At 69.3% G+C, this 19,669-nt stretch carries 17 protein-coding genes; 7 read left to right on the forward strand and 10 right to left on the reverse strand.

Annotated features, from left to right (window positions below):
- Positions 1-291 precede the first annotated feature (291 nt).
- The 5 genes from rpsO to UA74_RS09495 all read left to right on the forward strand — a co-directional run bounded on the left by rpsO (position 292) and on the right by UA74_RS09495 (position 5,672).
- Entirely contained in the window at positions 292-561 is a 270-nt protein-coding gene (gene rpsO, locus UA74_RS09475) for a 30S ribosomal protein S15 (RefSeq protein WP_075739921.1), read from the forward strand.
- A gap of 221 nt (positions 562-782) precedes the next feature.
- Positions 783-3,038: a polyribonucleotide nucleotidyltransferase gene (locus UA74_RS09480; protein WP_075739922.1), complete on the forward strand. Its 2,256-nt coding sequence runs from the start codon at positions 783-785 to the stop codon at positions 3,036-3,038.
- Between the two features lie 113 nt (positions 3,039-3,151).
- Positions 3,152-4,468: a M16 family metallopeptidase gene (locus tag UA74_RS09485; RefSeq protein WP_075766065.1), complete on the forward strand. Its 1,317-nt coding sequence runs from the start codon at positions 3,152-3,154 to the stop codon at positions 4,466-4,468.
- Positions 4,465-5,235, forward strand: a complete 771-nt coding sequence (gene dapB, locus UA74_RS09490) for a 4-hydroxy-tetrahydrodipicolinate reductase (protein ID WP_075739923.1) — start codon at positions 4,465-4,467, stop codon at positions 5,233-5,235. The genes UA74_RS09485 and dapB overlap by 4 nt, the downstream gene beginning before the upstream one ends.
- Complete coding sequence (locus UA74_RS09495) at positions 5,235-5,672, forward strand: tetratricopeptide repeat protein (RefSeq protein ID WP_075743603.1); 438 nt, start codon at positions 5,235-5,237, stop codon at positions 5,670-5,672. The genes dapB and UA74_RS09495 overlap by 1 nt, the downstream gene beginning before the upstream one ends.
- Positions 5,673-5,986: 314 nt before the next feature.
- On the opposite strand, the gene UA74_RS09500 is transcribed toward UA74_RS09495, so the two are convergent.
- Together UA74_RS09500 and UA74_RS09505 are read right to left on the reverse strand one after the other, a co-directional pair.
- Positions 5,987-6,451 (reverse strand): hypothetical protein, encoded by a 465-nt coding sequence (locus tag UA74_RS09500; protein ID WP_075743604.1) that lies wholly within the window; start codon positions 6,449-6,451, stop codon positions 5,987-5,989.
- 63 nt (positions 6,452-6,514) lie between these two features.
- The gene (locus UA74_RS09505; protein WP_075739924.1) at positions 6,515-7,111 is read right to left on the reverse strand and encodes a GNAT family N-acetyltransferase; all 597 of its coding nucleotides are present in this window, start codon (positions 7,109-7,111) and stop codon (positions 6,515-6,517) included.
- Positions 7,112-7,665: 554 nt separating this feature from the next.
- Here UA74_RS09505 and UA74_RS09510 point away from each other — a divergent pair.
- A complete protein-coding gene (locus UA74_RS09510) occupies positions 7,666-8,463 on the forward strand; it encodes a helix-turn-helix domain-containing protein (protein ID WP_075764234.1) in 798 nt (265 codons plus the stop codon).
- A 66-nt stretch (positions 8,464-8,529) separates the two neighbouring features.
- Here UA74_RS09510 and UA74_RS09515 read toward each other — a convergent pair whose 3' ends face one another.
- The 6 genes from UA74_RS09515 to UA74_RS09540 all read right to left on the reverse strand — a co-directional run bounded on the left by UA74_RS09515 (position 8,530) and on the right by UA74_RS09540 (position 15,544).
- On the reverse strand, positions 8,530-10,683 hold the full coding sequence (locus UA74_RS09515; protein WP_075764236.1) for a peptidase domain-containing ABC transporter: 2,154 nt from the start codon (positions 10,681-10,683) through the stop codon (positions 8,530-8,532).
- Complete coding sequence (locus tag UA74_RS09520; protein ID WP_075739927.1) at positions 10,680-10,934, reverse strand: hypothetical protein; 255 nt, start codon at positions 10,932-10,934, stop codon at positions 10,680-10,682. Before UA74_RS09520 ends, UA74_RS09515 begins: the two co-directional genes overlap by 4 nt.
- A complete protein-coding gene (locus UA74_RS09525) occupies positions 10,931-14,272 on the reverse strand; it encodes a type 2 lanthipeptide synthetase LanM family protein (RefSeq protein ID WP_083683059.1) in 3,342 nt (1,113 codons plus the stop codon). Before UA74_RS09525 ends, UA74_RS09520 begins: the two co-directional genes overlap by 4 nt.
- A 91-nt stretch (positions 14,273-14,363) precedes the next feature.
- Positions 14,364-14,588, reverse strand: coding sequence for a mersacidin/lichenicidin family type 2 lantibiotic (locus UA74_RS09530; protein ID WP_075739929.1), 225 nt, complete (start codon positions 14,586-14,588; stop codon positions 14,364-14,366).
- A gap of 464 nt (positions 14,589-15,052) precedes the next feature.
- Complete coding sequence (locus UA74_RS09535) at positions 15,053-15,271, reverse strand: mersacidin/lichenicidin family type 2 lantibiotic (RefSeq protein WP_075739930.1); 219 nt, start codon at positions 15,269-15,271, stop codon at positions 15,053-15,055.
- A 63-nt stretch (positions 15,272-15,334) separates the two neighbouring features.
- On the reverse strand, positions 15,335-15,544 hold the full coding sequence (locus UA74_RS09540; protein WP_075739931.1) for a mersacidin/lichenicidin family type 2 lantibiotic: 210 nt from the start codon (positions 15,542-15,544) through the stop codon (positions 15,335-15,337).
- Between the two features lie 756 nt (positions 15,545-16,300).
- On the opposite strand from UA74_RS09540, the gene UA74_RS09545 reads away from it, so the two are divergent.
- Positions 16,301-17,509 (forward strand): winged helix-turn-helix domain-containing protein, encoded by a 1,209-nt coding sequence (locus tag UA74_RS09545; protein ID WP_157434570.1) that lies wholly within the window; start codon positions 16,301-16,303, stop codon positions 17,507-17,509.
- 229 nt (positions 17,510-17,738) lie between these two features.
- On the opposite strand, the gene UA74_RS09550 is transcribed toward UA74_RS09545, so the two are convergent.
- Both UA74_RS09550 and UA74_RS09555 read right to left on the reverse strand, forming a co-directional pair.
- Positions 17,739-18,650: a DUF4097 family beta strand repeat-containing protein gene (locus UA74_RS09550; RefSeq protein ID WP_075739933.1), complete on the reverse strand. Its 912-nt coding sequence runs from the start codon at positions 18,648-18,650 to the stop codon at positions 17,739-17,741.
- Positions 18,651-18,707: 57 nt separating this feature from the next.
- Complete coding sequence (locus tag UA74_RS09555; RefSeq protein ID WP_075739934.1) at positions 18,708-19,271, reverse strand: toxin-antitoxin system HicB family antitoxin; 564 nt, start codon at positions 19,269-19,271, stop codon at positions 18,708-18,710.
- Between the last annotated feature and the right edge of the window lie 398 nt (positions 19,272-19,669).

Raw genomic sequence — 19,669 nt, forward strand, 5'->3', positions numbered from 1 at the left:
ATCACCGACGCTAGGCACCCGCTGTTACTCGGGCGTGGCGTCGCGTTTCCGGCAGGCGAAATCGTCTGCGCAGGCCTTGACGGTCTGCGGTGAGGTCCGGCGTCTGCCCGCCTGCTACCCTCGGCTCTCGGGTCCGGCTGCGTTCCGTGGCGGCCGTGACCGTCTTCCGCGAGGCCTGACCCGCTCGGTCGGTGTTCGTGGTGCTCGCGACCTGCAGGCTGTGGGCGCCCCCGACTGATCGCGGGCTGGTGCGGAGTCGCACGGAACCCGGATATAAGGAGACACCAGACCGTGGCACTGTCCACTGCCGAGAAGAAGTCGATCCTCGCCGAGTACGGCGTGCACGAGTCCGACACGGGCTCCCCGGAGGCTCAGGTCGCGATGCTGACCAAGCGCATCAGCGGCCTCACCGAGCACCTGAAGCAGCACAAGCACGACCACCACTCGCGTCGTGGCCTGTTGCTGCTGGTCGGCCGCCGTCGTCGACTGCTCAACTACCTGACGAAGGTCGACATCTCGCGTTACCGTTCGTTGATCAGCAGGCTCGGCCTGCGTCGTTGATCTGATCCGCCTCGCGGGCGCGGCCGACTCGGTCGCGCCCGCGACGTGGGCAAAGAGGAGTGGCCGCCGCACGTGAAGACGCCGATCGGGAACAGTTCGCCGGTCCTCGGTAGTGGTTCTCGGGACACACGGTCCCGTGGACTTCGATCGATGACCGGCCACGTTCGAACCTGCTCCCGTGTCTCGCGCGCTCCGGCCCGTTGACACAAGGAGAGAACTACGTGACAGACACTGATTTCACCGAGGCCACCGCGACCATCGACAACGGTCGCTTCGGCACTCGGACGGTCCGTTTCGAGACCGGTCGCTTCGCCCGCCAGGCGGCGGGCAGCGTCGCCGCCTATCTCGACGACGAGACCATGCTGCTCTCGGCGACCACCGCGTCCAAGCACCCGAAGGAGCACTTCGACTTCTTCCCGCTGACGGTGGACGTCGAGGAGCGGATGTACGCCGCGGGCCGCATCCCCGGCTCGTTCTTCCGCCGGGAGGGCCGTCCCTCCACCGACGCGATCCTGACGTGCAGGCTGATCGACCGGCCGCTGCGGCCGTCGTTCGTCGAGGGCCTGCGCAACGAGGTCCAGGTCGTCGTCACCGTGATGAGCCTGACCCCCGGTGACCTGTACGACGTGCTGGCCATCAACGCGGCCTCCGCCTCCACCCAGCTCTCCGGCCTGCCCTTCTCCGGTCCGGTCGGCGGCGTCCGCGTCGCGCTGATCGAGAACCAGTGGGTGGCCTTCCCGACCCACGAGCAGCTCGAGGGCGCCGTCTTCGACATGGTCGTCGCCGGTCGCATCGTCGGCGACGACGTCGCGATCATGATGGTCGAGGCCGAGGCGCCCGAGCACGTCCTCTCGCTGATCGAGAACGACGCGCCCGCGCCGACCGAGGAGATCGTCGCCCAGGGTCTCGAGGCGGCCAAGCCGTTCCTGAAGGCCCTGTGCGAGGCCCAGCAGCAGCTGGCCGACTCCTCGGCCAAGGAGACGGTGACCTTCCCGCGCTTCCTCGCCTACGAGGAGGACATGTTCGCGGCGGTGGAGCGGGTGGCCGCCACCGAGCTGGCCGAGGCGCTGACCATCGCGGGCAAGCAGGAGCGCGAGGCCCGCATCGACGAGGTCAAGGCCAGGACGCTCACCGAGATCGGTCTCGGCGAGGGCGAGGCCTTCCACGGGCGGGACAAGGAGGTCGGCGCGGCGTTCCGCTCGCTGACCAAGAAGCTCGTCCGCAACCGGGTGCTCCGGGACAAGGTCCGGATGGACGGCCGAGGCCTGGCCGACATCCGCAGCCTCTCCTCCGAGGTCTCGGTGATCCCGCGCGTGCACGGCTCGGCGCTGTTCGAGCGCGGCGAGACCCAGATCCTGGGCATCACCACGCTGAACATGCTGCGGCTCGAGCAGAACCTGGACACGCTCGCGCCGGAGACCACCAAGCGCTACATGCACCACTACAACTTCCCGCCCTTCTCCACCGGTGAGACCGGCCGCGTCGGCTCGCCCAAGCGGCGGGAGATCGGCCACGGCGCGCTGGCCGAGCGGGCCCTGATGCCGGTGCTGCCCTCGCGCTCGGAGTTCCCGTACGCGATCCGGCAGGTGTCCGAGGCGCTGGGCTCCAACGGCTCCACCTCGATGGGCTCGGTCTGCGCCTCGACGCTGTCCCTGCTCAACGCGGGCGTGCCGCTGAAGGCTCCGGTCGCGGGCATCGCGATGGGCCTGGTCTCCGACGAGGTCGACGGCGAGACCCGCTACGTGGCGCTGACCGACATCCTCGGTGCCGAGGACGCCTACGGCGACATGGACTTCAAGGTCGCGGGCACCAAGGACTTCGTGACGGCTCTCCAACTCGACACGAAGCTCGACGGCATCCCGTCCGACGTGCTGGCCCAGGCGCTCCGGCAGGCCTACGACGCCCGACTCACCATCCTGGAGGTCATCGCCGAGGCGATCGACCGTCCGGACGAGATGAGCCCGTACGCCCCGCGCGTCACCAGCGTGAAGATCCCGGTCGACAAGATCGGCGAGGTCATCGGCCCGAAGGGCAAGATGATCAACTCGATCACCGAGGAGACCGGCGCGGACATCTCCATCGAGGACGACGGCACGATCTACGTCGGCGCGGTGGACGGTCCCTCGGCCGAGGCGGCGGTGGACAAGATCAACGCCATCGCCAACCCGCAGCTGCCGAAGATCGGCGAGCGCTTCCTGGGCACCGTCGTCAAGACGGCCGCCTTCGGCGCCTTCGTCTCGTTGGTCCCCGGTCGGGACGGCCTCGTGCACATCTCCAAGCTGGGCAACGGCAAGCGGATCGCCAAGGTCGAGGACGTCGTCAAGGTCGGCGACAAGATCCGGGTCGAGATCGCCGACATCGACAACCGGGGCAAGATCAGCCTGGTGCCGGTCGCCGAGACCGAGTCGACGGAGAACGGTGCGGCCCCCGCCGAGGGCGCGGTCGCCGCCCCGTCGTCGGAGTCCACGACGGCGTGACGATCAGCGACAGGACGGCCGCGGGTCCCGACGGGGCCCGCGGCCTTCGCGACACACCTGACTCTCACACCGGGCTCGCCGGGCATCTTCAGGACGCGGGTACCACCGTCGTCCTGGACTCCGACGAGACGGGACGCATCGTGCGGCGCACCGTGCTGCCCAGCGGACTCCGGGTGGTCACCGAGCGGATGCCGGGGCTGCGTTCGGCCTCGGTGGGCATGTGGGTCGCCGCAGGCTCCCGCGACGAGACCGGCCCGGAGGCGGGCGCCGCCCACTACCTGGAGCACCTGCTCTTCAAGGGCACCCGCAGGCGCAGCGCGACGCAGATCGCCGAGGAGGCGGACGCCGTCGGCGGCGAGCTGAACGCGTTCACCTCCAAAGAGCACACCTGCTACTACGCGCACATGCTCGACGAGGACCTGCCGCTGGCCATGGACCTCGTGTGCGACGTCGTGTTCGACGCACTGCTGACGGACCAGGACGTCGAGATCGAGCGCGGGGTGGTGCTCGAGGAGATCGCCATCCGGGACGACGATCCCGAGGATCTCCTGCACGAGGCGTTCAGCGCCGCACTCCTGGGCGAGCACGCGCTCGGTAGGCCGGTCCTGGGCACCGAGGAGTCGATCGGCGCCATGACGCCGGATCGGCTGCGCACCTTCTATCGCCGCAGTTACACCCCGTCCAGGATGGTGCTGGCGGTCGCGGGCAACATCGAGCACGACGAGGTGTTGCGGCTGCTCGACCGGGCGCTCGCCGAGCGGGAGCCCGCCGACGGCGAGACCGCAGGCGCCCGCCCCGCCGCGCCGAGGCGGGGACGAGCCGGCCTCGTCCAGGTGCGCGATCTCGTGCTGCATTCCGACGAGACCGAGCAGGCCCATCTGATGCTCGGCATGCCCGGCCTGGACCGCCACGACGAGCGGCGCCAGGTGCTCGGCGTGCTCAGCGCCGCCCTCGGGGGCGGAATGAGCTCGCGGCTCTTCCAGGAGATCCGGGAGCGGCGCGGACTGGCCTACTCGGTGTACTCCTCCGATGCGTGCTACTCCGACGCGGGCAGCCTCGCCGTCTACGCGGGCTGCCAGCCCGCCCGGCTCGGCGAGGTCGCGGGCGTGGTGCGCTCGGTGCTCGCGGAGGTGGCCGAGGGCGGACTCACCGAGGCGGAGGTGGCCAGGGGGCGCGGGCAGCTGCGCGGCGGCCTGGTCCTCGGCCTGGAGGACAGCGCCTCCCGGATGACCAGGCTGGGCAAGCGGGAGCTGAACTTCGGCACCCAGCTCGGCGTGGACGACCAGCTCCGACAGATCGACGCCGTCGGCGTCGACCAGGTCTCCGTGCTCGCCGCGGACCTGTTGCGACGCCCGATCAGTGCGGCCGTGGTGGGCCCGTACGCTCACGTCGGCGAACTGCCCGTCGAGGTGCAAGAGGTGACGAGATGAACGCGGCGGAGACCGGGAACGGTCCGATCCGAGTCGGGGTGATCGGCGGACGAGGCAGGATGGGCTCCGAGGTCTGTCGAGCCGTGGAGGCGGCCCCGGATCTCGAACTGGCGGCGGTCGTCGACGAGGGCGACTCGCTGTCCGCCCTCGTCGACGCGGGCACGCAGGTCGCCGTGGACTTCACCCATCCCGGCGTGGTGCTCGACGGGATCCGCTTCTGCGTGGAGCAGGGCATCCACGCGGTGGTCGGCACGACCGGTCTCGACGAGCAGCGGTTGGCAACCATTCGGGGCTGGCTGGAGCCGCATCCCGACCGGGGCGTGCTCATCGCGCCGAACTTCGCCATCGGCGCCGTGCTCACCATGAAGTTCGCCGAGATCGCGGCCCGCTACTTCGAGTCGGCCGAGGTCATCGAGCTGCATCACCCGCGAAAGGCGGACGCCCCCTCCGGCACCGCCGACCACACCGCCAGGGTGATCGCCGCCGCGCGGAGGTCCGCCGGACTCGGCGCGGCCCCCGACGCCACCACCCAGGAGCTGGCCGGGGCGCGCGGCGCCTCGGTCGACGACGTGCGGGTGCACTCGGTGCGGCTGGCGGGCCTCGTCGCTCACCAGGAGGTGCTCTTCGGCACCGAGGGGGAGACGTTGACCCTGCGGCACGATTCGCTGGACCGGAAGTCGTTCATGCCGGGGGTGCTGCTCGGCGTGCGCAAGGTGTCGGACCTGCCCGGTCTGACCGTGGGCATCGAGGGGTTGCTGGAACTGTGATCACCGCCCGTCGGGTGGCGATCCTGCTGACCGCCGTCCTCGTGGTCTACCTCTGGCTGTTGGCAGGCCGCGCGTTCATCCTGCTTCGCTCCGGCGACGCCGTGGCCGTGGTGCTCGGCGTCGCCATCCTGGTGCTGCCGGTCCTGGGCCTGTGGATGGTCATCGCGACCTGGCGGTTCGGCGCCCGCACAGCAGCGCTCGGCGAGCGGCTGGCCGAGGAGGGCGGACTCCCCGACAGCTCGGACCTGCCCAGGGCGCCCTCGGGCCGGGTGGAGCGGGAGGCCGCCGACGCCTGGTTCGAGGAATGGCGCAGTGAGGTGGAGGAGCGGCCGACGGACTGGCGGGCCTGGTTCCGCCTCGCCCACGCCTACGACCTGGCAGGCGATCGACGCCGGGCCAGGGAGGCGATGCGGCAGGCCGTCGACCTGGCGGACTGACCGCGCGGGCCGCCGTGTGACGACGGGCTGGCGGCCTGGACGGCCGGTTGGCAGCCGTTCGGCGTTGCACGGTCGACGGTCGGGCTCGTCCGGCGGATGGTTCCGGCGACGCGGGCGCGGGTTGTTCGGACCGGACCGGTTTCTCCGCCTGCGAGCCCGTTTTCGATCCCGCCCCGTCGTGAGCGGGATTCGGCGTGGCCGAGCTGTCAGGCGACCGAAGAGTGCCATGACGGAGTCGTGGTGACCGACGATGGCGCCGCAGTTCGCCGTGCCTGCCCCGCGCAACCCCGACGGCAGGGATCAAGAACAGGCTCTCAGAACCACCAGGCCCCTGCGATGCCGGGGACCACGGCCACCAGGGCGAAGCGTCCGAAGCGTCCCGCCAGGCCGGTGAGGACGAACGTGCGTAAGGGGATGCCTGCCACGCCGGCGATCACCGAGACGGCGGCGAACGGCGGAAGGCTGACGAAGGAGCTGCTGAGCAGCACTCCCGCCGTCCAGACCGGCCTGCCCCGGCAGGCCTCGCGGAAGCGGGCCAGCCGGAGACTCCACCGGCTCGGCGTGTCCTCGGTGCGACGGAAGACCTTCGGCAGTGGCAGGCTCCCGCGTCCGGCGTAGTAGTAGAGCAGCTTGCCCACCACCTGCCCGGCCGCGACGACGGCGGCGAGCTGCCACCACGCCGTGTCCGGCGCTCGGAGCATCAGTGCGATGACGAACAGCTCGACGCTGATCAGCGGGATGAGGGCGGAGAGCACCGAGACGCCGAACGCGGTGGACATGAGACCGATCCACAGCAGCACGGCGGCGGCCCCAGGGTCGACGAGACGGTGACCGGCGCGACCTTACTCGGCAGGCGGCTCGGAATCGGGGTCTTCGATCACCTCGGCGGCCTGGAAGTCCAACGGACCGGTCAGCCGCAGCTCGCGGACCGTCCGCTCGCCCGCAGCCAGGGTGCGGGACAGTCCGTCCGGCTCCCAGCCCGCGATCTTGAAGAAGGCCAGCGACGCGGCGTCGGCGATCGGCACCCACACGATGCCGCGCCGCGCCCCGGCTGCCCGGAGCTGCTCGCCCGCAGCCAGCAGCAGCCTCCCGCCGTGCCCCCGGCGCCCCCATCGCGGCTCCACCAGCAGCGAGGCGATCAGACCGGTCTCGGCGGCGTCCGGCGCAGGCACGCCGTCGGAGCCCGCGGTCTCCTCGGGGGGCGCCGCGCCGACCACGCAGAACCCCACGGTCCACTCACCCTCGGTCGCGATCAGCACCGAGGCACGGTTGTCGTCGATCGCCTCGCGCCAGGAGGCCTCGACGGCTGTGACGTCGAGTTCGTCGAGGACGGCGGCGGGAAGAATCCGGGTGTACGCGGCTCGCCAGGTGTCGCACTGGATGCGGGCGACCTCGGCGGCGTCGTCGGGGAGTGCCGGGCGGACGGCGGCGTGTGCCATGCCGGTCAACCTATCTTCCGGCGCGAGCGCCCTCGCTCACCGGTCGCGTCCCGGTGGCGCGTCCCGTGTCGCGGCAGGCCTGCGGAAGGCCACGCTGCCGATGACGCCTGCCGGGCACGGTCGCTTGTCCCATGCTGATCGATCGGGTTCACCCGACTCGGCCTGCCCTGCGGAGGCGGAACCCTGGTCACGGGGTGTGAGAATCCTCGTCCTGGGGGTCGGCGTCGGCTCTTCGACCGCCTGACAAGAGGCCATTCCGGTGGTGTCATTGGGCCGAACCGGGTAGGTGAGTATCGGCAGACCTGACAGGGACAGACTGATCGCCTGCACGATCGAGACGACGTCCCATATCGGCAGGAAGTGAACATGACTTCGCCCATTGTGGCTTCGGCGCGACACAGACCGGATGACGGTGCCTTCGAGTTGGTCGGTGAACGCGGCAGGTCGCCTGCTGCGGGCCCGTTGGCCCGCCCGTCTCGAGGTCCACAGTTGGTGGCTGCGGTGAGCGGTCCGTCCGTCCTGCCACGCGCCCGTCGGACGGGGATGAAGGCCCGATGGAACGCTCCGCAGGTCGGGAGCACGAGATCATGACCCAGATCCGTGCCGACGATGCCAGGACGGTGCCCATCCTGCGGCGGGTGGCGCAAGGGAAGACCTTCTGGACACCGCGCCCCGCGCCGTTTCCGAGACCGAAGATGTCTCCGATGTGGGGGCCGCTGCTGGAGCGCGAAGCGTCGAATGCCGGGTCATCCGTGCAGGCGCTCGTCCGAGAACTGATCAGAGTCAAGGAACCGCTGAAGATCGTGGATCCGATGGCCTTCTGTCGCCTTTCCCCGATCTGCAACGCGGTGTTCTCCGACCTGCTCGCCGTGCGCGGGCGTGTCTCGGTGATCGACCTCACTCACCGAGCGGGACCGGATCTGCCCCAGGGGCCGCGTCCAGGGTTGTCGGTGCGCGTCGCGGACCAGGTGTTCGGTGGGATGGTGTTGTTGGGTTGGGAGTTGGCGGCCTTCCTGAACCCGGCCTCGAACTCGGACGAGGACAGGGTGCTCACGGTGCGAGACCCCCAGCTCGTTCGGCTGTTCCACACCCTTTTCGATTATGAATGGACCCGTGCGAGCCCACCGTACGTCGAGTCCGAGACGGGCGAGGACCATGACGAGATTGACGAGGAGGACGTGCTGCTGCTCACGATGATCAGCAACACGGTGAAGGATCAGGCGATCGCCCGCGCGTTGGGAGTGTCGATCCGCACTCTGCACCGGCGGATCGCCGCCCTGCAGTCGCGATTCGCCGTGCGCAGTCGCGTGGAGCTGATCGTCGCCGCGATGCGCAGCGGACTCATCAGCTGAGCATCGGTGTGGACAGGTGCCGATGCGGGTCCCTCGGCAAGATCCGGACCCGCAACGGCACTGTCGTCATCTGCTCAGCTGGGCCTCCACCAACTCGGCGTAGGCACCGCCGATGGCGAGCAGTTCCTCGTGGGTGCCGCGCTCGATGATTCGGCCCTCGTCGACCACGATGATCAGGTTCGCGTCGCGGACCGTGCTCAGGCGGTGCGCGACGATGATGCGAGTGCAGCGCAGCGCGCTGAGGTTGTCATGAACCATTCGTTCGGTACGGGCGTCGAGATGGCTGGTCGCCTCGTCCAGCACCAGAATTCTCGGCTGGGAAAGCAGTGCACGGGCGATCGCCAGCCGTTGACGCTGACCGCCCGAGAGCCCGCTGCCCCGCTCCCCCAGCGGTGTCCGATAGCCCAACGGCATACGCTGGATGTCCTCGTGCAGGCAGGCCAGCTCGGCAGCCCGGACCACCTGGTCCAGTTCCGCCCCCGGCGAGTTGACGGTGATGTTCTCGATCAGGTCGCCGCTGTACACGGCGCTGTCCTGTACGACAACGCCGCACTGCGCTCGCGCCGACCGCAGATCGAGTTCCTCCAGCGGCAGGCCGTCGAGCAGTACCCTGCCCTGTTGTGGCTGGTAGAGGCCGAGCATGAGCCTGGTCAACGTGCTCTTCCCCGAGCCGGTCGCCCCCACGATCGCCACACAAGAGCCCGCGGGGACGTCCAGTGAGATGTCGGTGAGGGTGGCCGGTCCATCCGCCTGGTGGTGGAACTCGACGTCCTCCAGCGTGATCTTCCCTTCGAGACTGAGTGCCTTCGCACCGGGAGTGCTCTGCTCCGGTTGCTCCTCGAACACGTCCCGAAGACGATTGATGTGCACGCTCACGGTCTGAAGAGACTGGTAGACCTGCGACAACGAGGTGAGCGGCGACAGAGCCATCCCGGCGAGGGCGTTCGCGGCGAGCAGGGTGCCGAGCGTCAGATCGCCCGACAGCACCGACCAGGTCCCGACCCACAGCAGCACCATCGGGGCACCGACCCGGAGGATGTCGAAGAGTCCTTCCATGGTGTTGGTCAGCGATCCCTGTCGAAGGGTGGCCACCACCTGGGTGCGATAGGAGTTCTCCCACCGTTGCAGTGCGGTCTCTTCGGCACCGGAGGCCTTCAGCGACTCGATGCCGGTCAGGGACTCCACAAGCCTGCTCTGTGCCCGGGACATCGCGCCGACCTCCTGCTTGCTCGCCTCCTGCACACGGGAGGTGAACAGCACGGCCAGCGCGATCTGGATGATCGCTGCGGCGAGCACGATGCCGCCGATCAGCGGCGAGATCAGCATCAGCAGGATGACGTAGAGGAGGCCGATCGTTCCGTCGAGCACCAGGCTCAACGTGTGGGTGGTGATGACCTCCCGGATCATGAGGCTGCTCGACACCCGCGTCAGGATGTCGCCGCTGGTTCGTAGCTGGAAATATCTGAAGGGCAGTCGAAAGAGGTGCTGCAGGAACGTGGTCATCATGCCGAGATCGATGCGACCTCGTAGCCGCAGCAGCGCCTCGCGTCGGAGGTAGCCGAGCAGCGCATGTCCGAGGGTCAGCGACAGGATCGCCGCGCCGAGCACGGGAAGCAGCTCCCCTGCGTCGACCGCGATCACCCGGTCGACGAGGTATCGGGTCAACAACACCGGTACGAGGCCGATCAGTGTCAACAACACCGAGGTGATGAGCACCGACGAGATCAGCGACGGCACGCGCGGCACGAAGCGCAGGACGAAGCGGGGCAATTCCCCTCGGGGGACGCCCCTCGGGACGAAGTCGGGTCCGGGGCGCATCACGAGCACGACGCCGGTGAACTCCCGGTCGAAGTCCGCGCGCTCGACCACGCGCCGTCCGCCTGCGGGATCGACGAGGGAAGCCTTCTCCCGGTCGATCTTCTCCACGATCACGAAGTGGCTGAAGCCCCAGTGCACCAGGAGCGGGCCTGCCAGATCGATCAGCGCGTCCGGCTCGCCCCGGTAGGCCTCGACGATCATGCCGTGCTCCTGGGCCACCGAGGCCAGAGCACTCGCGTTCGAGCCGTCCCGGCCGATCATCAGCTCATCACGGATCTGATGGACGCTCGTGTGCCTCCCGTAGTAGGTGAGCATCATGGCGATGCATGCGGCACCGCACTCGGCGATGTTGTCCTGCAGGAGCACCTTGATCCGAGGACGACGGCGAGTCCGTGTGGTCATCCTGCGCCTCCCGTCAGTACGTCGACCAGCAGTGATCGCTCTTCCTGCGGCATTCCGGAGCCCGGATCGTCCACCGGGACCCTGGCGGTCAGTCCGATGGCGAGCAGCAGGACCAGGGAGACCGCGACCGCGATGATCGGCCACTTCGGCAGCCGGAGGCGGGCGGCCAGCTCGGTCGACTTGTCCTCCTCCTGCTGTAGCCCGCGATTGAACGCCTCGATGGCCTCCTGGCGAAAAGGGTGATCCGTCATCGAGCGGTCACGCCTCCTCCGACGGCCGGGGGAGCCAGCAGCAGCAGCGACGGCACCAGCGAAGGCATGGTCATCCGGAGCAGGCTGTACCCGATGCCCGAACGTCCGTACATCAGTCCGGGCAGCGCCTCCGCGCTGAGTTCTCCGGTGCTCCATCCCTCTCGCTCCGCCGTGCTGCACAGGGCCGCGACGGCGCGCAGGTACCGCTCCTCTGCATCGGTGTCTCCGCGCAACCGTGCGGCCGCCTGGAGGAACTCCAGATTTCCGAGTTCGCCATGGCAGACACAGCTGTTTCCCAGCCTGCTCAATGAGACGGCGGAGGAGAACATCACGGCCTCGGTGGTGTGCGTCGCGATGGCCAGGTCCTCGCGGGCGAGGTCGTGCAGCGGCGCGAGTGCTGCGCTTTCGAAGAGGCCGGGAACCCCCAGCATGCCGAGCCGTGCGAAGCCGACGCCCGGAGCACCGTGGCACCAGGCAAGCACCGGCCCTTCCGCGCCGCCCGCCTCCGGGGACCGCAGGTCCGGCCAGTTTCCTTTCTCCTGGTCCAGCAGCGACCGCTCGTACCGCAGTACGCCTGCGATCAGCTCCGGATACTCGTCCCGAGGGGCGACCGCGTGCAGCCGCGCCAAGGCGTAGGCGATCCCGCTGGCACCGTGGGACATGCCTGCGAGAGGCTGTGGGCCGTGCTGAGTGGGCCAGCCGATGCCGTCTGCGGCGTCCACGGCGCTGTCGATCAGGCGCCTGCCCGCCTCCTCGGCCACGGCGAGCGCGTCGGAGCCGGGCGACGTCGCGTGCAGTGCCAGTGCGGCGAGGACTGCTCCGGCGTTGCCACCGATGAGGTCATAGGTGGTGTCGTGGGCGACGTGGCGACGCAGCAGGTCGAGTGCGGACTCGGCCGCCTCCGTGAGCTCGGGCCGGTCGTGTAGGACTGCGGCGTGGCTGAGGTAGTAGACCAGCGAGCCCGCCGTCCCGAACACCCCTGAGTCCGCGCTGCGTTCCAACTGATCACGCAGCAGTGAGTTTCGCTCCAGGTCGCGGCGTGTCTGCTCGACCAGTTCGACGGTTTGACCGGCCACGGACTCCGCCGCCGCCGTCGCGAAGGCAGTCGTCTGCTCGTCGGAGTCGACGGCGGCCAGGGTCGAGAGGAACATGCTGATGCCGACGGTGCCCGAGTACATGTTCAGTGGTGCGTTTCCCACCCGCCAGAGCTTTTCCTGGATGAAGTTGAGCACGGTCCAGCCGATTTGCCGGTCGTGGCGGACGGCCTCGTCCTCGATGGTCCTGGCCAGTGCCCTGGCCGACGTGATCGCCTCCGGGGTGCTGATCGAACGGTCTGCCAGCGCGACCGGGGTGAAGACCTCCTCGGTGGCCTCGGACACCTGAAGCGTCTCGAAGGACCGGCGGATCAGTCGGGTCTGTGCAGCCAGGTCGGCTTCGGAGAGCCCTGCCACGCGGCTCCGCACGATGTCGATCGGACGGTCTGCCAGATAGTCGGCGATGACCTCGCCTCGGCTGTTCCACACGTCACGGGTGTTGGGACGGGAGGTGAAGAACGGGATGTCGCCGTGCCGCAGGTCCTCGACCTCGCTGGCGACCAGCCGTTCCCAGCTGCCGCTCCCGTCGGCGCCGATCGCCAAGCGGGCCAGCACCCGGTCACGGTCCAGGGCGTCACGCAGGAAGTCCGGGTGAAGGCTGGTCTGCAGAAGACGCGCGTAGACCATGGTCGCGCGGGGGATGTGCCGTAGCGGGGCGTCGGCGAATCCGGCGAGCAGACCGCCCTCGGCTAGCCATTCGTCCCTGGCGGACAGGATCGCCCGGTACGAGGCGATAAATCCTGCTGCCATGGAGTCGGCGAAGCGTGTGGGGTCGGCCAGCGCGTCGCCGATGCGTGCCCGGTTGTCGGCCTTGTTGTCCATCGGCAGGTACTGCTCGACGAACCGCATCGTGTCGGTCCCGGTGTCCTCCGGTGTCGGAATCGGCAGCAGGGACATCTGCTTCTCCTCCGCACCCACCGCGCTGATCTCGAAGGAGCGGACCCCCGCCTCGGTGCGCACGACGAGCTTGTCCGGCAGCAGGCCGACGGCCATCACACCCTCACGCAGCAGCTTGTCGGCCGGGTCCGCCCACTGGCGTTCCTGGCCGACGGGGAGCGCACCGTGGAAGACCGATTCGAGATCGACCAGCACCGGGTGTTCGCCGTGGGCCAGGAGATTCTCCAGGTGTACGTCGTTGGTGCAGGTGGCGTGCATGAGCGCCAGCAGCGCCCCCATCCGCCAGTAGAACGCCGCAGCCTGTGCCTCGTCCTCGCAGGGCTCCACTGTGACGAAGTCAACCCACCCGTGGTCCTCACGACTGATCACGGCCGGGGCGATCAGCTCGTGGTCCAGACGCTGGGCGTTGAACCAGTTCACGACACCACGCCAAGACTCGTCCACCGCGAGCGACCTCGGCTTGTAGACCAGCCGGTGCTCGGTGAAGTCGACGATGCACACCGTTCGGCCGCCCCGGTGACGGTCACCGGCACCGAACTCGACCTGCCGGACCGTTCCGAGCCTTCCACCGCCGCCCGCTGCAAGTGCGTCGAGCTCCTGCAGGTCTTCGACGAGATGTCGGGCGAACTCGAGTCGCGCGGTCACCCAGCCGCGCAGGCAGTCGTCGGCGAAGCGGAGCAGGACCGGGTACTCGTCCCACAGCGCCCGCTGGAACTCGTCGTCACCGAGCATCCGCAGGAAGTCCGTGAAGCGCTTCTGTTGGGTGTCGCCGACGAGACGCTCCTCGACACGGGCGACGTTGAGTTCCAGGACCATCGTCCTTGCGAAGGCGCCCGCGAGCTCCTCCGCAGGCCAGTCGGTGGCGAGGATCGTGGGAAGATCTGCCAGTCGGGCATCGCCGTTCGCGCCGTCCGAACAGAGCCGCGCAACGCCGAGGAACAGCTCACGCTGCCTGCTTCGGATGAGACGCGCTATTCCGCGTTGCAGACCTAGGGCCTCCTCGGGTACGAGTACGGCTTGCGCCTCGGGGTCTCTCGGCTCCTCCGCCGTCAGCGCATGGTCTAACTCGATGACCCAGTCGGGTGTCGCTCCGTGATCGGCGGGCTTCGAACCGACCAAAGCCCGCAGCCGTTCGCCGTCGGTTCCGAGCACGGCCAGAGCGGACTCGACCGCCTCCTCTGCGGGACCGAGCAGGTCGATCCAGTTCGTGATGCGCCATGTCGAGCTTTGAGCTCCGATCGCCTCCCCCGCTTCTCGTTCGTCCAGGTAGCAGGCGCGCGCCCAGGTCAGCGTGCTGGCCTGCCATGCCTGCGCGTCCACCGTCGTTCGTGAGGTGCTGGAAGTCATGGGCTTTCTCCGTGAGAGAGGGGTGACGACGAAGAGCGCGGGTGGAGGCCGTGTTCGATGAACACGGCCCCCACCTCTCAGTGAGCGCCGATCAGCAGACGCTCAAGGTGACCGAGCACAGGATGGGGCTGGTGTAGGTGAAGGTCTGCGGCGAGAAGCAGCAGCCGAAGGTCGCCAGGTTCTCGGTGCGCCCGCCCGCGGCCTGGGAGGCGTCTCCGAGTTCGAGGGGAGTCAGCTCGGCGGGGCCTGCCGGGTGGGCTGCCGAGGGAAACGACGCCCGGAACTCCGGGTCCTTCCAAGAACGAACGATGTCCATCGAATTCTCCTAGCTTATTGATCGAATATTAGGGGGCACGTTTGGCGACGACAGATCACCGACCTGGGGTATCGTCTTTCGGCGCGGTGATCCGCCGATACGGAGCTGCGACGCGCGATTTTCGTCACCGAGACTCGCGGTGTCGATTTGTTGTTGTGTGGCATACTCGATTGGGTTGGGCGATGGCAGGTCAATGCGAAGCTATCGCGCCGACCGCCGTGACCACCCGAAAAACGGATGTCGAGAGGTGTTCGTGTGGGTGACGGCAGGATGCGGATCAGTTCGGGCGAGGGTGCGCGCCGCAATCAAGTGATCACGATGTCCGCTGTCTGCCGAAACAGATCTCGTCGAGCACGATCTGCATCATTCGTCGAGTCTGCCGTGGGGCGGCTGGTGGCGGTGGTGGGTGCTGCTTCGGCTGGCGCGGGAGATGGGTCGACGTCAATCCCGCTGTACTGCCGGAATCAGCAGCAGCCCACGCTGCCGTAGCCCTTGGTGCCCTGACATGCGGCGATGGAGACCGTGATTCCGAAGCAGGGCCAGGTCGTGCCGCCCTGCGCCATCTCCAGCTCGCTGCTGGTCAGCAGTGAGGGTCCGGCCGGGTGGGCGTTCCCCCCTGCCAGGGCGTCCTTCGCGAGAGAGTCGCGGTACTCCGGGTCCTTCCATGCGCGGATCGTGCTCATAGGTTTCCAGCCTTTCTGGGAGGTTCGGATGGTGAGATGGTGCCCGGCCGTCAAGGGCTCGCGTCAGCAGAGACTGAGGGAGACGATGCACCACGCCGGTAGCGTCAGCGTCAGCGTGGCGGTCGGGCCGCAGATCCGGGCGCTGCCAGCACCCGCAGCCTCGATCTCTCCCAACTCCAGCCGCGAGAGTCGAGCGGGGCCGGACGGGTGCGCCGTGAACTCGCCGTGGCTGGCGCGGTACTCGGGGTCTTTCCAGGAACGAACGACGTCCATCAGACGACTCCTTCTTCATAGCCGGAACAGATCAAGAGAGCCGCGAATCTGATTGGTCCGGGTCTCGTCGGACGCGGCCTGCAGTGCCGTCGAAATCCGGCTGCGGGTCACGATCGGGTACTCGTTCGAGATGTCCAGAATTTATCCGGACATCGTGAACTTTTGATCGTGGTGCCCGTCAAACTCGTGGTAGCTCGGACTCTCATTCTTCCGGTCGTGACTTCCTGCGGTACGATCGCGACGGTGGCGATATCGTTGGCGGTGACCATCTAGCTGCGGGCGAAGGAGTCATGTCTGTCCTTCTTGGCTCCTCGTTGCGACGTTCCTCGAATCGGCGCCCCGCGTCCCGGATGGATGGCCATCTAGTCGGCGAATTATGCGGTGTTCGAAGTTCGCCTGCACCGGATTCTCGATCGACCCCGAGAAGCCGGTGCAATCCGGGTTCTGTCCTGTCTCGTTCGCCGCGATGGATGTGTCTGTCCCGCCGCGAGCCACTGTCGTTCAACGGTTGCAAGCATCACGTCTCCGGCCGGCGCAGGCCAGCGTCGGACGCGGCCTAGGCCTGCCATGGCGGTGTTAGGCCACTGTCTGCCCAGTTCGCGCCCGCCGGATGTCGGGGGTCGGGCGGCAGCCGCTTGGGGAGCTTGGCGGTCGATCAGACACTTCGGTGTCGGTCGAACACACGCAGCTTGCCGGTGTCCGACTGGACGTGCCCGTCCTGTCGGCGGCGGCCGGCATCATGCGGCCGTGCAGACCATGACCGCTGACGCCGCCCGGCGGACCGCGCTCGCCGCGCAGGGCTTCACCGATCGTCGGCCGAGCGGGGAGCCGACCCGACGCCACCTCAACCGGGTGCTGGATCGGGTCCGGCTGCTCCAGCTCGACTCGGTCAACGTCGCCGTCCGGGCCCATTACATGCCGGTGTTCAGCAGGCTCGGTCCTTACTCGCGGGACCTGCTCGATGAGGCCGCGTGGTCGCATCGGGCCGCCCGACCTCGGCTGCTGGTGGAGCACTGGGCCCACGAGGCGAGCCTGCTGCCGCCCGAGGACTGGCCGCTGCTGCGGTGGCGGATGCGTCGTTACGCCGAGCGCTACGGCGCGCACCATGAGGCGGTGGAGTCCCGGTCACCGGGCTTGACGAGCGAGATCCTGGCGGCCGTCAAGGAGCTGGGGCCGATCAGCGCTGGGGAGCTGGAACGCGCGATGGGGGCCGTCGGGCCCGCCGCCAAGGGCGGCTGGTGGAACCGGTCGGACACCAAGCACACCTGTGAGCACCTGTTCGGCATCGGGGAGCTGACCACCGGCACCCGGCGAGGCTTCGAGCGGCGCTACGACCTGCCGGAGCGGGTGCTGCCCGCCGCCGTCCTGGCCACCCCGGAGCCCGCTCCCGCCGACGCCACCCGCGAGCTGATCATCCGGTCGGCCGAGGCACTGGGCGTGGCCACCGAGCCCGATCTGCGCGACTACTACCGGCTGCCGCCCAAGGCGTCGCAGCAGGCGGTGGCCGAGGCCGTCGAGGCAGGCGCGCTGGAAGAGGTGTCGGTGCGCGGCTGGTCGAAGCCCGCCTATCGCCGTCCGGGCGCCCGTACCCCGCGTGCGGTGGAGGGCAGTGCCCTGCTCTGCCCCTTCGACCCGTTGATCTGGCGCCGGGAGCGGGCCGAGCGCCTCTTCGGCTTCCACTATCGGATCGAGATCTACGTTCCCGAGCCCAAGCGGGTCTTCGGTTACTACGTGTTCCCGTTCCTGCTGGACGGGCGGCTGGTCGCGCGCGTCGACCTCAAGGCCGATCGCCAGGCGGGCGTGCTGCGCGTGCCGGGGGCCTTCGCCGAGGTGGGCGTCCCGGTGCCGCGTGTGGCGGCGGAGCTGGCGACGGCGCTGCACGAGATGGCCGAGTGGCTCGGGCTGGACGGGGTGCGGCTGGGGGAGCGGGGCGACCTCATCGCGCCACTGGCTCCGTGTCTGTGACCTGCGTGCCTGCCCGCTGACGAGACCCGGCCCGCCTGCTCGCCGACGCGGCCCGCTCCGCTCCGCACGGGCCAGGCTGCTCGATCGACGTTCCGCCGAACGCCGCCCGCCCATGCCGCGTCCGGCTGTCCGGACGAGGCATGGGCAGACGATTCATTCGCGCAGCCCGAGTGCCGCGTCGTGTCGTGTCGCGCTCCGCACCCGGAGACTGATCGGGCGGCAGGCTTGCTCAGCGCGTCGTGGCGCTGGTGAGCAGGAAGTTGCCCGCGCCGGTACGGGCCCGCAGCCGCACGGCGGGCTGCTCGGCAGGCTCCTCGCGCGAGACGCCCAGCTCGCTGCGCACGCTTCCGCCGGGAGTGGACACGTCGAGTTCCGCACCGACTCCCTTGCGCAGACCGACCCGGATGTCCCCGGAGCCGCTGATCAGTTCCAGCCGCCCCGACACGGCCTCGGCGATGCTCACCGAGCCGCTGCCGGTGCGGACCGACAGATTGCTCTGCGCCACCCCGAGCCAGACGTCGCCGCTACCGGTGTTCACCGTCGCCGGGCCGTCCACCGAGGCGATCTCCAGATCACCGGTGCCCGCCCGCACGACGAGCCCGTCGCGCAGCTCACCGAGCCGGACCTGACCGGTGCCGCCGTGGACGGAGGCGTGTCCGTCGGCCGCCTCGACCCGGATCGCGCCGGTACCCGACTGCACCTCGACGCGGTCGCCCGTCCCGGTGACGGTGATGTCGCTGGACTCGCTCCTGGCCACCACGGAGGAGCCGTGCGGCGCACGAATCCGCACGACCAGCGCGACCTGACGGAGCCCGAGGTCCTTGGGTGTCCGCACCACGACGCGGCGTCCCACGGATTCCACCCTGGTCTCCCGGACGGCGCTGCTCGGCACGTCGCGGATGCGGTCGTCGCTGATCTGCTCGCTCACCCAGCCGAGGAAGTCCTGGAAGCCGCTGACCAGCGGAGACTGCTCATCGGGATCATGTCGCACCTCGACGCTGACCCCCGGCTCCTCGCCGAGGGCGATCTCGATTCGGCCCGTGGCGACGAAGGCGTCGAGTTCAGCCGGGCCGTCGACGGCGAAGGACTGCGTGCGGATCGGCGTCGACGGTGGCGCCTCGTTCGGCTCGTTCTCGGTCATGAACTGGTGCCTTTCCTGGTCTGGGACGACGGTGTGGCGATTCGTGCCGGTGCGGGCTCAGCCCTGCACCCAGCCGCGCAGCCGCGTACGGCTCTCAGACTCGGGGCGAGACTGCTGGCTGCCTGCCTCGGACTGGTCGCCGTTCTCGGAGCCGTCCCAGGACCGGCCGCGCTGGCCGTGGCCGTGCAGAGCGCCCTGCACCGCCTGCGACACCCAGGAGTTCAGGGAGACCCCCTGCGTGGACGCGGCCTTCTCCGCCTTGGACTTGAGTTCGTCGAAGAGGCGCAGCGTGATCCGGCTGATGTCACCGCCGTCCAGCGGCGGCGGGGGCGGGGGAGGCGGCGGCGGTGCGCTCGCCCGGTCGTCGGCGGGCTCCGGCGTCGTCCTGGTCACCACGACCTGCACGTCGCGACCGGCGAGGCGGACGTCCACCACGTCGTCGTCCAGCGCGGCGGTCACCTCGGCCGCGAGGTCGGACAGCGCGTTCATCAGCGCGAGACGAGCGGCAGGCTGCAGGGAGGCGGCCAGCAGGGCGGCCGTACGACGAGTCTGCTCGTCCGCGGTCGAGGTGGCAGCGGTCAGATCCTGACGCAGCTGCTCGACATAGGGCGTGAGGTCCATGACGTCATGGTGACACCATTCATGACGTCGCGCAAGGTGTGGTGACGTCGTGGCTGGGCGCACTGCCTGTCGCGGGTGCAGGGCGGGCTTCGGCGAATGGCCGTCGCCCCCGCCCCGGGTCGGCGGGCGGCGTCCTCTCCTCACTGCCGACCCGGCCGCGCCGCCCGCCCGCTGGGCGCCCTCTCGCACTCTGCCCTGTCGTCGGCGGGCTCCCTGCCTCGTGCGCCCGGCGGACCCGCCCACGGGCCGCGCAGCGGCCCGTGGGCGGCCGCTGGCGACAGCGCGTGACCGTCGCCCTGTGTCAGCCGGGTGGTAGGTGCCTGGGGAGGGGCGCGGAGGGGGCCTGCGGGGCTTGTCGCGTGGCTAAGCGGTCGGCGATCGCTCGGAGGTCTCGTCGT

Origin of the sequence: Actinoalloteichus fjordicus (genome assembly GCF_001941625.1) — a bacterium.
GTDB classification, from domain to species: Bacteria; Actinomycetota; Actinomycetes; order Mycobacteriales; family Pseudonocardiaceae; genus Actinoalloteichus_A; species Actinoalloteichus_A fjordicus.